This is a genomic window from Vibrio sp. A1-b2, assembly GCF_021726015.1.
GTDB classification, from domain to species: domain Bacteria; phylum Pseudomonadota; class Gammaproteobacteria; order Enterobacterales; family Vibrionaceae; genus Vibrio; species Vibrio diazotrophicus.
In genome coordinates this window covers 130,622-145,222 of sequence record NZ_JAKKCI010000008.1, presented here as the reverse complement: position 1 = coordinate 145,222, position 14,601 = coordinate 130,622, and the positions used below count along the sequence as shown (strand labels likewise).

At 40.1% G+C, this 14,601-nt stretch carries 13 protein-coding genes and 1 tRNA gene; 9 read left to right on the top strand and 5 right to left on the bottom strand.

All coding sequences use genetic code 11. The features are described 5' to 3' along the window. Positions 1-67 precede the first annotated feature (67 nt). The 6 genes from L3V23_RS16610 to L3V23_RS16585 all read left to right on the top strand — a co-directional run bounded on the left by L3V23_RS16610 (position 68) and on the right by L3V23_RS16585 (position 8,862). A complete protein-coding gene (locus L3V23_RS16610) occupies positions 68-679 on the top strand; it encodes a glutathione S-transferase (protein WP_237292561.1) in 612 nt (203 codons plus the stop codon). A gap of 338 nt (positions 680-1,017) precedes the next feature. Next, entirely contained in the window at positions 1,018-4,698 is a 3,681-nt protein-coding gene (locus tag L3V23_RS16605; RefSeq protein WP_237292560.1) for an ATP-binding protein, read from the top strand. Continuing rightward, positions 4,688-5,845, top strand: a complete 1,158-nt coding sequence (locus L3V23_RS16600) for an EAL domain-containing response regulator (protein ID WP_237292556.1) — start codon at positions 4,688-4,690, stop codon at positions 5,843-5,845. Before L3V23_RS16605 ends, L3V23_RS16600 begins: the two co-directional genes overlap by 11 nt. A 14-nt stretch (positions 5,846-5,859) precedes the next feature. After that, entirely contained in the window at positions 5,860-6,468 is a 609-nt protein-coding gene (locus L3V23_RS16595; protein ID WP_042483226.1) for a response regulator transcription factor, read from the top strand. 22 nt (positions 6,469-6,490) lie between these two features. Beyond that, positions 6,491-7,834, top strand: a complete 1,344-nt coding sequence (locus L3V23_RS16590; RefSeq protein WP_237292554.1) for a diguanylate cyclase — start codon at positions 6,491-6,493, stop codon at positions 7,832-7,834. Positions 7,835-7,962: 128 nt separating this feature from the next. Further along, positions 7,963-8,862: a LysR family transcriptional regulator gene (locus L3V23_RS16585; protein WP_102963684.1), complete on the top strand. Its 900-nt coding sequence runs from the start codon at positions 7,963-7,965 to the stop codon at positions 8,860-8,862. On the opposite strand, the gene L3V23_RS16580 is transcribed toward L3V23_RS16585, so the two are convergent. Both L3V23_RS16580 and L3V23_RS16575 read right to left on the bottom strand, forming a co-directional pair. Next, the gene (locus L3V23_RS16580) at positions 8,859-9,452 is read right to left on the bottom strand and encodes a response regulator transcription factor (protein WP_102955471.1); all 594 of its coding nucleotides are present in this window, start codon (positions 9,450-9,452) and stop codon (positions 8,859-8,861) included. The genes L3V23_RS16585 and L3V23_RS16580 overlap by 4 nt on opposite strands. Before the next feature lie 121 nt (positions 9,453-9,573). Continuing rightward, on the bottom strand, positions 9,574-10,326 hold the full coding sequence (locus L3V23_RS16575; protein ID WP_308410886.1) for a transporter substrate-binding domain-containing protein: 753 nt from the start codon (positions 10,324-10,326) through the stop codon (positions 9,574-9,576). 155 nt (positions 10,327-10,481) lie between these two features. Between L3V23_RS16575 and L3V23_RS16570 the strand changes: the two genes are divergently transcribed. Beyond that, complete coding sequence (locus L3V23_RS16570) at positions 10,482-10,991, top strand: RNA-binding S4 domain-containing protein (RefSeq protein ID WP_102963682.1); 510 nt, start codon at positions 10,482-10,484, stop codon at positions 10,989-10,991. Positions 10,992-11,044: 53 nt separating this feature from the next. On the opposite strand, the gene L3V23_RS16565 is transcribed toward L3V23_RS16570, so the two are convergent. Further along, a complete protein-coding gene (locus L3V23_RS16565; protein ID WP_042483241.1) occupies positions 11,045-11,236 on the bottom strand; it encodes a hypothetical protein in 192 nt (63 codons plus the stop codon). 273 nt (positions 11,237-11,509) lie between these two features. Between L3V23_RS16565 and L3V23_RS16560 the strand changes: the two genes are divergently transcribed. Next, entirely contained in the window at positions 11,510-12,049 is a 540-nt protein-coding gene (locus tag L3V23_RS16560) for a DUF3332 domain-containing protein (protein WP_102963681.1), read from the top strand. Between the two features lie 195 nt (positions 12,050-12,244). After that, a tRNA-Gly gene (locus tag L3V23_RS16555) sits at positions 12,245-12,318 on the top strand. A gap of 120 nt (positions 12,319-12,438) precedes the next feature. On the opposite strand, the gene panF is transcribed toward L3V23_RS16555, so the two are convergent. Continuing rightward, positions 12,439-13,911 (bottom strand): sodium/pantothenate symporter, encoded by a 1,473-nt coding sequence (gene panF / locus L3V23_RS16550; protein ID WP_102966815.1) that lies wholly within the window; start codon positions 13,909-13,911, stop codon positions 12,439-12,441. Further along, positions 13,904-14,197: a YhdT family protein gene (locus tag L3V23_RS16545; protein WP_102966743.1), complete on the bottom strand. Its 294-nt coding sequence runs from the start codon at positions 14,195-14,197 to the stop codon at positions 13,904-13,906. The genes panF and L3V23_RS16545 overlap by 8 nt, the downstream gene beginning before the upstream one ends. Positions 14,198-14,601 lie beyond the last annotated feature (404 nt).

Below are 14,601 nucleotides of genomic sequence, written 5' to 3'. Positions count from 1 at the left end.
GTTTAGAAAACGAATAAAGTCTAACCTAAACGATCGGTTAGTTAAAGCCAAAATACAAGGAACAACAATGAAACTATACGAATTTTCCCCAACTCCAAGTTGTCGCCGAGTTTCCATTTTCCTCAAAGAGCTAGGTGTTGATGTTGAACGAGTTCAAGTCAATGTACGTGAAGGTGAGAACCTAGCGGATGATTTCAAGCAAAAAAGCATAAACGGTAAAGTTCCAATGCTGGAGCTAGATTGCGGTGTCACTATTTGTGAGAGTGTTGCCATTTGCCGCTACTTCCATGAAGCGACTCCCAATAAGAAAAACCTTTTTGGTGAAACACACTTAGAAACCGCTCAAGTTGAAATGTGGAACCGTGTGGTGGAGTTTCAAGGTCTATATGCTGGTTTCCAAGCATTCCGAAATATCTCAGGTATTTATAAAGATCGCGAAACGTGTGTGGAAGAGTGGGGCATTGAAAGTAAACGTCGTGTTGAAAGCTTCCTTCCTCAATTGGAACAACAGCTAACAGATAAGCCATTTATTGTTACTGAAGCACTCACTATTGCAGATATTACCGGTTATATATTTGTAGGATTTGCGGAAAAAGCCCTACAAATTGACGTTTTAAATCAGTATCCAAATATTGCTCGTTGGTTTAATGAATTATCTCAACGTCCAGCTTTTCAATAAGTTTCATAAGTAATTAATATTAGCCTCCTAATTATTTTCTTTTAACCGAATGAAACTGAGTAATATGTGTTCGGAATAATGAAAGGGAGGCTAAGTCCTAGATAACGCTCTCTTTCGACCTTACTGTAATTATTCATAAGAATATTCATACTCCCTACCTATAAATCACATCCCAATCTGTTAGATTACATCTGATAATATTGTCGGATAGTGCTTACAAAAAACCAAAATATTCTTATTAAACATAAAGTTATGATATAACTGAATTTGTTTGCTATTTGACTTTCATCCCATTTTTCTTATTCTTACATCCTATTTTTGATGTGCATGAGTAAATTGTGAACCGTTTATTTCTATTATTTATTTCTGCTATGTGTGTGGTTTTTAGTACCTACACTTTGTCAGCGACAAGTGACAAATCGAATCCAATGCCAAATAAAATTAAAGTGGCATTTCTTTCACGTACGCTTGATAATCTTGCATATCATGACCCTACTTATGATATTGAGACAGATTTTGTTGATAGCTTGGCTAAAAGTCTTAATCTCGATATCGAATATATTGTCTATCCAACAGTTTCTTCATTGCATCAAGCTATTGATAAAAAAGAAGCAGACTTAGCGGTAGGACTTTCTGATACGAGTGATTCCAATTATATCTATAGTCAAACTTTATATCAGAGTTCGATTGCTATTTGGTACCGAAATAAAAGCCTAATGCATGTTTCTCCTAGTTCAATGAAATGGGTATGTGTTAAAGGTTCTATTTATTGCAAAAAGCTTGATTTACGCGGTCTACCAAATATTTATGAAGCTGAGAGTTTTGCTGATGCCATCAATCTGGTTAATTCTGGTCAGGCGGATGCGGTACTTGATAGCTATGTGTCGCTGTTAGCTTGTGTGAATTCGTCTACCCAAACCATTGGTCGTATAGAAATACCGGATTGGTTTGATACTGAGAATATCCGTATTGCGGCGCATAAGAGCAGCCAGTTGTTGTTGCAAAATATCAACTTAGTGTTGAACCAAGAAGCAAAATTTTCGGGTATCCATTCGGACAATATCTACCATCAAATAGATGTTGCTCGTAATGCAGTATCGAATAAAGGCAATCCAACGATTCGATATACAGTTTGGGACGACTCCTATCCTCTATTTTATCGGGACACCAGTGGCGAGATCGCTGGGTTTCTTCCAGATCTGCTCAAGTTAATTGAAATCCGTACATCAATGCGATTCCAGTATGTGCCTCTGCATGATGGTGAAACGCCATTAGGGTTGCTGGAACAAAAAGAGATAGATTTTGTTCCGGCAGTATTGATGGATTCACATGCCCTTGACTGGACAGCGGTATCTAACCCCCTAGCATCCATTAAATACTATGCAGTGAGCTATAAAGGACTGACATATAAGGACAATGCGAAAGAAGGTGTTTTGTTTGCAGATACGCCAGCTTACCAAAGCATTAAGAATCGAATATTTGGCGAAAATACCATAACTTACATTGGTATTAAGCAGCTTATTGAAGACCTGAAAAATGGCAAGTTGCGCCAAGCCTATGTACGTGAGGATATACTCGATTACCTAGTTGCAAATGATGATGACGATAAGTTGGTTATTAAACGTCACTCTTACAAAGAGATTGATGTAGCAATCACTGTAAGGGGAGACGACCGTCAGATCAGTGACCTAATTGATGGGGTAGCTTCGACTATCAACCCTAAAGAATTGCATCGTCTGCAGAATGGGTATACCCAGTTCAATATTGTGTATGGCTATGACAAAAATTTCGTCATCGTTGGCCTGTCGATTCTTGCCGGCATTATTCTATTGCTGGTCTTTATCTTCTATCTGTGGAAGAAAAACTTTCAGTTAAAAGTCTCGCTGAATGAAAAAGAAGCGCAAAGAACGCAAAATAGCTTACGTTTCCTACAGAACATTATTAACAGTTTACCTAACCAGGTTTTTATTCACGATTCTAACCATAAGTTGCTGCTAAGTAATTGTAGTGGCGTAGAAAGCGGTAAATGTAAAAGTTGCAGCCTTGCTCAGAAAGATCGCCCAGAGCACAAGGTGATTGAAAACAATGAAGAACTGTCACGCGTGTTAAAAGTGGGTGAAACCATTCAACGTGACGTTGATGTTCAAACTTGCAATGCGGGTTTACAGACAATTGATTATTTCAGAACTCGCATCAACGGGCCTGCCGATGCTGAAGAGTTTGTATTAACCGTTGTACATGATGTCTCGGCTCAGAAAGAGCAAGAGCGAGCGTTACGTGCCGCGAATGAAACTGCTCAGCAGGCCGTACAAGCACGAGAACGTTTCTTGGCGAGTATGAGCCATGAACTTCGCACGCCAATTGCGGGTATGGCTGGTTTGTTAGAAATGCTGAAAATTCGCACTGATGACGAAGATACACTGATGATGATTAATAACATCATTACTTCAACTCGCCATCTGCATTTATTGGTGAATGACATTTTGGACTTCTCAAAGCTTGAAGCACAACAGCTTGAGCTTGATTTAGGTGAATGCCATTTGCTGAGAGAAACGGGCGAATTGCTGCGTGTCCACTGTGCCTCTGCTCAAAAGAAAGGGCTGCAGTTTGAAGTGAACTGGGCGCCGACAACAGTCAAAGTAGTTCAGATGGATGCTTTGCGTTTTAGCCAAATTATCAACAACTTATTGTCGAATGCAATAAAGTTCACTGACTCGGGCAGAATCACCGTTGATATCACACTGGATGAGAAATGTGTGTCTCTTTCAGTAACCGATACTGGCGTTGGCATGAGTAAAGATGTCATCAAAGGCGTATTCAATCCGTTCTATCAGGCGGATTCAACAATTGCTCGTCGATTTGGTGGTACAGGCTTAGGTATGGCGATTGTCCATAATTTGGTCACAGTGATGGGCGGAAAAATCAACATTGATAGTGAACCCAATATGGGAACAACCGTATCGTTTACTATTCCTCACGAGTTGGTTCGTACGTATGAAAAATCTCAAAAAGTTGTTTGTGCTACTTATCACGGTACTGATCCTTTGATTTCGAGCTGGATAGACATATGGACGAGCAACAAGAACAGTTCGTGTTCATTAAAAAATATCGACATTTATGACGAAGAAAATTTCGATGATAGCTGTTGCGAACATCAACACAATATCGTGATTAAGAAAGACCTAGATGTTTTTCGTAGTCGAAATGGGCGTTGTGTGTACTTGAACTCTACGCCTTTCTTCCCAGACCTATTGTTTGATGCCGTTGTAGGGAATGAAAAAATGACTGCTTCTGATGAAGAAAATATGCGTTCACCATTGAAAGGCAAAGTTCTGGTTGCAGAAGATAATCCAATCAACCAATTGGTATTCAAGCAGCAGTTAACTGAGCTTGGTGTCGATGTGGATATTGTCGACAACGGTTTGATTGCACTGGAGCTGTTACAAGCTAAGCCGATGGAGTATGACCTCCTGATCACAGATTGTCATATGCCAGTGATGGACGGATATGAGTTAGTAAATCGTGTACGCATGCAACCAGAACTTAGTCATATCACTTTGATTGGCTGTACCGCTGAAGATTCTCGAGTCGCGAATGAGAAAGCTCTGAACTCGGGCTTCGATACTATGTTGTACAAGCCTTATGGCATTAGTCGACTTTATAAATTGCTTGCACAATATCTTTCTTCTGATGAACCAGTCGCTGAGATTTGGTTGGCGAAATACGATGCTGAAGATGCTCAAATTTTGTCACAAGTGTATGTAGAGACAATGGAGAAAGACTTGGCTTTGCTGATTGAAAGCAAAGGTGACCGCAAGTTGATCAAGGAAATTGCTCACCGTATTAAGGGGGGCTCTGGAACAGTCGGTGAAACCGCAGTTCAGCAACGTGCAATGGATTTGGAAAATGGGATGCAGAACTCTGAAGGTAACATTGACCCATTATTTGAGTATTTGGTAGCGGATATCACTACCAGTATTGAACAAACGAAAGCGTGGATAAACAATCATGTCGTATAACATTCAGCGTGTTCTCATCGTTGACGATGACCCTATTCAGTGTATTACGTTGAAAATTCAGTTGCAGACATTTGGCATTGACAATGTACGTGTCGCGCAAAGTAGTAAGCAGGGTTTAGCTATCTGTGAACAACAAGAAATTGACCTTGTGTTCTGTGATTTGTCTATGCCCGGAGAAGATGGTTTAACGTTTTTAAATGCGCTTAAAAAGCAAAACTTCCAAGGTAAATTATGTTTACTGAGCGGCCATGACAAAAGCATCATCGCATTGGCTGAAATGATGTGTCGCCAACTTGGGTTTGGCATGGTTTCATCACAGATGAAACCAATATCGAACACAGATTTAGCCTCCGTACTTCATTCAGCCATTGAAGCGGTGCCAAGCCCTAAGGTGAGTGACAAAGTCATTGAGTTCTTACGTTCAGATCTGGATTCAGCTTTTGACTCACATAGACTGGTTAATTTTTATCAACCACAGTGTCGTTTTGCTAATGACACTCAAAGCGGAAATGAAGTTCTGATTCGTTGGGACCATCCTCAGTATGGTTATATCAGTCCAATGGCTTTTTTGCCGATCATCGATAAAGAGCAATGGCATGTACGTTTGTTTTTCTACGTATTGGAACAAGCGTTGGAAGACCACCGCAGTGGAAAGCTGTCAGGATCTATTTCAGTGAATGCGGCCTTGGCCAATTTCGGGGACTCAAACTTTGCTTTTCAGGTATTGGAGTGCTGTGAACGTTATGACTTTTCTCCTCAAAACCTGATTATCGAAATGACGGAAATGGAAGTGTACAAACACAATCCAACCATGTTTGAAAACTTTGCTCGCTTACGTCTTAACGATGTTGAGCTGGCTATTGACGATTTCGGCGCGGGATACTCTTCGCTAATAAAACTAGCGGATTTGCCTTTCACCGAAATGAAAATCGACAGGGCGCTTATTACGTCCTGCCATCGCGATAAAAGGAAAAACGCGATTCTTTCTCTGGTTGTTTCAATGGCGAAGCAGCTAGATATGCGTCTTGTCGCTGAGGGAGTCGAAGACAATGAAACTTGGGCGCATTTACAGAGTATGGGGATAGATCTTTGTCAAGGTTACTTCACTGGCAGACCCCAACCAATTGAATATAAATTAATGGCTTAACGAGGCTAACTGTAATGATTCAAACAAATACTTCTTTAACTTGTCTTGTTGTCGACGATCACCCACTAGTATGTGCTGCAATTAAACAACTTTTGGATAAAGGTGGACGATTCGAAACTATCATCGTTGAACAAGATCCAATTAAGGCACAAAAACTGATTCAAAAAGAGCATATTGACTTTCTTATCTTAGACGTCAACTTAGTGAAGTCGGACGGTTTTGAGTTGCTTCGCCGTATCAAATCTCATGGTTTTACAGGGAAATCTTTGTTTATATCAGCAAACGATAGCCGACTCTATTCAGAAACAGCGTACAAGCTGGGGGCAGATGGTTATGTATGTAAATCCGAAGATTTAAATATTCTTAACGATGCTGTGGAATGTATTCTAAACGGCTATAGTTTTTACAAACTGATGAAAGATAGTGGTTCGAATGACGTACAGTTGTCTAAACAAGAACTTGTGGTATTTACTTATCTTGTAGATGGCAAATGTAACAAAGAGATAGCGAGCATTCTTTCTCTTAGTCCTAAAACAATCAGTACGTATAAATCTCGTATACTGGAGAAGTACAACGTTAAATCGATTGTTGAGTTAATGAGCATTAACAAAAACATTATCTAAATTCACCTCACAGAATATGGCGATGAAAACAAACAAAAACATCAAAGAAATTGTGCTGACCAGTTTTATGCTCAGTTTGATCCTTTACGTGATCTCTATGGTTTTTTATGTGGATTCGCATATTAATGAACGTGAATTGGAATTTGAAAAATTTTCCAAAACAATGGCGCAGTACAACCAAGTACTCTTTTTCACCAGCAAAATTCTTGAAAGTGAAGTGAGTAAGTACGACGCCATTGAAAAGGAAAATCAAACGTTACTAGATAATCAAGATAGCCGTCTTCAGCACTTAAATGACAAAGATGAACTATCGAACATTGATATTGTGATTGAAAGTGAGTTTCATCAGTTGGTTGATGAAATGCCGACTATCCTACCTGAAGAGGATGTGATGTATTACCGTTCTTACATCAGCTCTCTAACGTCAGTTGATAAGAAGGATGCAGACATTGAAATTGAACAATGCTTAGCTCAACGTAATTGCGCGTTGGAAGCATCGGATAGACGATTGTTAGACCGGATACTAATATCAGACCCTTATCGCAATGAAGAGGGGAAAGTGTTTATCACCGTATCTAGCCCTATTTATTTTAAAGAAGGCATCATTGGTGATGTGAATATTGATATATACATGTCGCGTTTTGACGGTGCTTCGGATGTCCATGTAGATAAGAAAGTCATCAACGGTGTAACTTTCTATGAATTTATTTATGGAAACGATGCGACAGATGGAAAATTTGCCTACACCATCGATTTTGTAGCCGACAACTCAACAGTATATGTATACAAGGTTCCAGTGTTATCCATTGTCTATAGTACCTTTGTCTTTTTCTTCATTATTTGGTTAGTCAGTGGGTTTATTTTATTCCGTTTTAAAGAACTGCATCTAAACAAAATTGAACTTAGTGAGGCGCAGAGTAATATTGTGCAAGATCAGATGACGGGTCTCCTGAACCGAAATGTTCTTGAAAACGAAGACTTCAAAAACGCCATCAAGGAAAAGAGTGCCAGCATTCTTGCTATTGATGGTAATAAGCTCAAAGCTATTAATGATACCTACGGACACCATGTTGGCGATGAAGCGATCAAGCAAATTGCTAATGCGATGAAAGAAGTATTCCGCGATACGGACTACTTAATTCGTTCTGGTGGCGATGAGTTTCTTGCAGTACTCCCCGGTTGTAAACAAGACAATGCAACAAGACTGGCAGAGCGTCTAAAAGAGTGTGTAGGCGAAACGACCTTCTCTCCTTATGCACTAAGCGTTGGTGTCTCCGTAGGCGTTGTTGAAATGATGGAGAATGAACCTGTAGAGTCTGCTATTCGTCGTGCTGACGAAAATTTGTATAAAGATAAACAAGCGTAATCCTGTTCTTTGTTGGATTCGCTAATCCTCTTTAACAGTGATAGATTGGTGGCTAAAAGAAAATTGAATTAGCAAAACAAGCATTTAGTCGCTGTTTTGCAAATATGTGGTAGAGAATCGGATTCGTTATGCCAAATAATTTAGATTACAACTTACTGCAAACATTTGTTTTATTGTACAAACACAGAAACTTAAAGTTGGTTGGCCGCTCTCTTGGGGTAACGGAAAGTGCGGTGAGTAAGCATTTGTCCAAACTGCGTGAGCAGCTCGACGATCCTCTCTTTGTTCGAGACAGTCAAGGTCTTGAACCTACTGCTTTTACCGAAGAAGTGGTTCCAAGTATCATCGACGGAATTAACACCATTCAGTCGGCACTTGCAAAAAACACCATAGATTGTGCCAATTATGACGGTGAAATTACTATTGCTATCATTCCTGTCATGCACATCCAGTTTGGCGCACAGTTGCTGATGGAGTTGAAAGCAACATTCCCTTTAGCATCCATATCCTTACTGACTTATGACAACCATACCACTCAAGACATAGCCAATGGCAATGTTGATTTGGGTGTTAATTACTTTAACCCTACATTAAACAAATCGATGTATCAGGGACGCATAAAAACGTTAAGACATGGTGTTATTCTGCCTTCTCGAATGGCTGATTTGAGTGATGAAGAAGTATTAGACTTACCTTTTGTTGGAATGGCGGCGCGTGGTCGACATGACATCAAAATTCTTCTGCAAGAGATTACAGCATTGGCCGGGCATGACCTTAACGTGTATGCCTATGTCGATAACTTCATTTGTATGCTGGACGCAATTGATGAAGTGGGTGGTTTTTCGATGAGTCAGTTGTTTGATGTAACGGATGATAGATTCTGTTTCCGTGTTCTTCCGGAGGTATACCAAAAGATAGATAATTATTCGCTGGTAGCTGTGATGAAGGCGAGTAACAGAAGCAATCCCTTGCACATGTTGCTTTCAGATATTGTTAAAAAGAAAATTGAACAATTTTCTGTCCCTTAAGCAGATTCTTTCAACTGTACGAGCTCTATGATTGAATCGACATTACATTTGTTCAAAATGCGGCTTTTGTAGGTACTTACCGTCTTTGTACTGATTGATAGCAATTCAGAAATACGTTTGTTGGTGAAACCTTTTACAAGGTAGTTATATACAATCGTTTCACGCTTTGATAACGCAGAAAACTCGTTGTCACTGTTGTGTTTGAAGACGTTGTAGCCACGTAGAACACTAGAAATAGCATCTTGGATGATCTCTGTACTTTCCGTTTTTAGAACGTAGCCGTTAGCACCCATTTTTTTAGCCGCATTGGAATACATGCTGTGTTCATTGCTTGAGACAAACAATATTTTACCTGCAAATTGTTTTGCTCTCATGCGGCGTAGGAAATCTAGTCCATCAAACCCCACCAACTGAATATCCAGAATAATTAAGCTAATATCATGTTGTCTTAATGCTGACGCTGCAGTAAAAGCATCGCTGGCTAACAGTACTTTATCGAAGCCATTGTTTGTAAGAAGCATCTGTTGCATTGCTTGTTGTACCATTGGGAAACTGTCGATAATCAGTGCAGTTTTTGTATTCGTTGTCATGTTGTGTACCCTCGGTTAATTCGTTAAGTTCTAACTCTTGGAACTACTATAGGGTTTTTCTTACAGAAGGTGTGGAAAAGGGAAGTTTCCAAGTAGGAAAGTGAGAGTTTTGTAGGTGGAATTATTCTCCGATGTAATATTGAACAATATTCGCTATCTCTCCTGAGTTTTGAAGCTCAATAAGAGCAGCATCAAACTCTCTGACAAATTTCTCTTTATATGGATATCTCTCTTCATGGACATTGGTATAAGCCATATATCCCGATTCGGTATTAATATGCATGGCAAGGCTAAAGGTCAGAGGTTTTTCCAATACTTCTTCTTCAAGTAAGCGTTTTGTCTCCCAAAGAATAGAAATATAGTCATTTACATAGCAATCAATTCGGCGGCTTCTAAGTTTAATAATATTGAGCTGATTTCCTTTTGCTTCTGAGATAGAGAGTTTGCCATTGTCTGATGCTTGCCAGAATTCAGGACCACCAATATTGAATCCTGAGTTTATGCCAATCGTTAGACCATAAAAGTCTTCAGGCCAGATTTTTCGGCTGCTTTGCTTAATAACGTCATTGTTGCAAAAAATCACAACATCTTCATCGAGCATGGGGTGAGAATAGGGGGAAATGAAGCTACGACTTTCTGGGTGAAAATAAGGAGGCATTAAAGCAAAACTACGCCCTGATTCAATGAGTTTCAGTCCACGTTTCCAAGGCACAGGACGAATAGAGATATCGAAATCTACCAGTTTCTCATCTATGGCGTGAACGATATCAGGGTAAATACCAACGGCTTCACCATCTTCAGCATAGGTATAAGGTGGATAGGACTCATCGGTCAGTATTTCAACAGAGATTGTTTCCCCATAACACCAAGGCATGTATGTCAATCCGCTTAACATGGCTACCCAAACTTTGCGCATCAATCTTCGTCCTTTTTTATACGCTTACTTTTAGTTTAGTTTTATAAATGAGTTTCGGTTTATAAACAAAGCGTAAAACGCTAAACTGCATAAAAATTTTATGGGTATGTGAAATGAACGAATTTGAGTCCGATTTCCATGATGAAGAAGAAATCGAGATAGAGGCTATTGGCGTAGAAGTCGATAATCAACCCATTGAACTTTATAAGGTTCTAAAAATTGCTGACGTGGTCAGTGGCGGTGGTGAAGCAAAGTACGCGATTACGGAAGGTTATGTCGCTGTTAATGGTGAAGTTGAACTTCGCAAGCGCCGGAAATTGTACGATGGTGATCTAATCGAATTCAACCAAGAGTTTTACTTGGTTATTTGTGATGCCCCTGTAACAGAAGACGTGGTTGAAGAAGTAAAAGCTAAGCCGACAAAACCACAAGCCGAGAAAGCAAAGAATAAGAAACAGGAAAAGAAAAAACCTGCGCCAGCTAAGGCCAATAACAAGGCTAACAGCAAGGCGAATAAGAAGTCTGATTCAAATACGAAATCTAAGCCGAAGGCAAAACCAGTAGAAGTGGAGCCTGAGAAAGAAGAAAAAATTGGTGGTAGAGGTTCTATCAAGTTTTTTTAAAACGTATTGATTTTTTACATATTGATATGGGGGAGCATAAGCTCCCCCATTTTTTAACTCCAGTCGTCGTCATCGAGGAAAGCTCTGCCTTCCAAGGCGTAGGGGTCTTCATCGAAAGGGTGTTCGGCTTTTCCTCGCAATTTTTCTAACTGCGCTTCAAGCATATTGACCGTTTCGTAGTCTCCTTCTGAGCAAGCGATATAAATTTGTTGCTCAAGTGCATCAATGCTTTCACGAATGTTCATTTAGCACCTCCTAATTGACGGTGAATGACACGAGATCGTTTCTCACCACAATTGTAGACCACATATGATTATTTCGTAGAGTGTTGGAGGTCTTCAAGTATTCAGGTTATGAATTCTTCAAGCTGGACAGATAAAACGAACAGTCTCAAAAATGAAAATATAAAATAAATTCATTGAGTTATGTAAGGTTTTTGTCAATATTCCCCTCGGACATTTCCTAATAAGCAATTGATTGACTACACTTAATTTTTATCCAACTCAGTGGTGATCTTGATGAAAAGTAAAGCAATTAAAATAGCAGTGGTAACAGCATTAGGCGTGAGTTCTTTAACTGGCTGTATGGGTCAAATGGCAACCACAGGTTTGGTTGGCAAATTCAACTTAGAAATCGTGGATAACCGTTACGGCCGTGAAGGTATGTTCTTACTACTTTCGCCTGTTTATGCTATCGCTTCTTTTGCTGATTTGTTTATTTTCAACGCAGTAGAATTCTGGACAGGTACTAACCCACTTTCTGGTAAGTCTCCAGCTGTTGTTGATACACCAGCAGATGCTATTTTGAAAGTGAATGACAAGCTAGATTCGTCAATGACTGAAGTTCCACTTTCATACAATGGCGACGTTAAGTCAGCAACAATGCAACAGATTGATGAAAACACCATGCAAATGGATATTTCTTATCTAGATGGTTCTCACAAAGTTTTACGTGGTGAGAAAGGGGAAGACAGCGTAGCGTTTTACTTGAACGATGAATATATTACAACCGTGTCTAATGAAGAACTGGTTAACTATGTTCAGACTTCAAAAATCTAAACTTACAAGTATCTAATTTAAGCCTCCCAATGGGAGGCTTTTTTACGCTTAAAGCACTTTGAGTAAATGTATGTAGATGCAAATCTAACCGCTTTAACTTCAATTGCTTACTTACTATGCAAATAAACGGGTTTTTATAAAAAAACGGTTTCATTTTTTCTACTCTGTGGCATAGTAGCTGCGTCCTTTCGATGCGCGCGTATCGTATAATGGTAATACCTTAGCCTTCCAAGCTAAAGCTGCGAGTTCGATTCTCGCTACGCGCTCCAAATCTCTACTATCAGATTAACCATCCAAACAAATTCATAGAACTGCGCTTTATTGCGTGCTTTGCCGTTTTAATTTTCCCATCTCTCACATTCATTAAAACAGCCATTCTTTAAAACAAATTAGCTCTGTTCATTGATTGGCATTGACGACTGTTTTACGTCTTTTCGAGGTTTAACAAAACTACCAATGACAAATGCACACAGTCCTGTAATCATTGTAGGGACGATGGGATGAACGCCTGCCATATCCGGCTTGACCATAATTAAACTAATGTAAACGCCAAGCCCAATAACCATCGAAGATAACGCGCCAAATGCAGATGCTTTCGACCAATATAGTCCGAATACCAAAGGCCATAAGAAAACGGCTTGTAAACCACCAAGAGCAACCAGATTTAGCCAGATAATCATGTCTGGCGGATTAGTTGCTGCGACAAAGACTAAGCTGGCGAAGATGCCTGTAGTCCACAAGGAAATTCGACTTAGCTTGTGGTCGGCATTATTTTCTTTAACGATTTGAGGATTGATGTAGTTGATATAGAGATCCTTAAGCAGCGTTGAAGAAGCCTGTATCAACTGTGAATCAATGGTCGACATAATGGCTGCCATAGGACCAGCAAGGAAAACGCCAGCAAGCATTGGAGGAAGAACGGTCATCATAAGCGTTGGCATAATTTGGTCAGGACTGGCGACCTCCGGCACTAATGCTCGTCCCAAAGCACCGGTCAGATGGGTTCCAAACATCAATAGTGCAATCATGATTGTGCTAATCACCATACCTTTGTGTAATGAAGCACTGTCTTTGTAAGACATGCATCGCACGGCGGCTTGAGGCAGCCCGATAACACCAAAACAGACGAGAATCCAAAAGCTCAAAATAAATGGTTGGTTAAGGAAATGATTTGGCCCATATGGAGAGACCAGTGCAGGATCGATAGTGTGAAGCTGTGTGATCAGACTTTCGAGACTTCCTCCGGCGTGAATGACGCCAGCTAGTAGAATGACAGTACCAATAACCATCATTAACCCTTGAATGGTGTCAGTCATAACCACGGCTCGGAAACCACCGATAGTGGTGTATATTCCGACTGTACATGCAAATATCAGCAGCCCATTCTGATAGCTAATCCCTAAAACTGTTTGCAGAAGTCTAGCCCCGCCAACAAATTGCACCACCATAGTCCCAAAGAAAGCCAGAAGCAGCGCTAGTGAAGAGAAAATCACTACTTTTCGACTTTTATAGCGGGCATAAAGCATGTCATTTATTGTGAGTGCGTTGTGGCGTCTTGCTTCTATTGCGAATTTCTTTCCGAGTACGCCTAAAGTAAGCCAAGTGGCGGGTAATTGAATCATAGCCAGCAGTACCCAACCAAGCCCCATTTTATACGCAGCTCCAGGCCCCCCGATAAAGCTGCTAGCACTGGCATAGGTTGCGGCAAGGGTCATGGCGAGCACAAATCCCCCCATGCTTCGACTGCCAACAAAGTATTCTGTTAGAAAATTTCCAGCCTTTTGATAACGCTGAGTCAGGAAAGCCAATGCAAAAACGGCGATCAGATAAATGAACAAAGGGATAATAAGCTGACTATTCATGTTGGTCATCGCCATAGCTGTTGAGGTCAACATCCTTATAAAGATATTTAACCATTAGTGCACAGAGCGCGGTGAAAATGAGTGGCCCAAGAACGCAGGACAACAGAAACCATAACGGCATGCCCCAGTAAAGTTGGGGTAGTTGTTGTTCACCTTGTGGAGCTGAAAAAATGTAGGCGCTACAGTACCACCAGACGAAATAACCGAAAGCGAGAAGTATTGCCCATAAGGCTTCTCGTTTGGCTTGGCGATCTAAAGCTAAATGTCTTTGCTTCTCTGATTTCATAACTCACAGTTTAGCCAATCTATTGTTGTAGGCTATCTACTCTAAAAACGATTTTGCAGAAGAGTATTGGCTAGGAAAGGCAATGTAAACCCATTTGATCCATTTAAGTGAGTCTACAGCTCTCACGAAGAATGTTTGTGCAAAGATAGTTACACATCAGTGTGTTTGAGCCTTGCTGGTACTCATTCGTCATGAATCGGTAGCTTTGAAATGAGTATTCTAAATTTTCGCGCTTATTTTTACGGCTTATACCCTTACAGCATTAAGTGCTGATTTAAAAAAACCATTCTTTAGTTACTAAAGTAGACAGATGAAATGACTGCGTAGAATAGCGGTTTTATTATTTATTTAGGTTTAATTCGTTCTTTTCATATTTAAATAGCTTGGGATAACTGGGTGTTTTT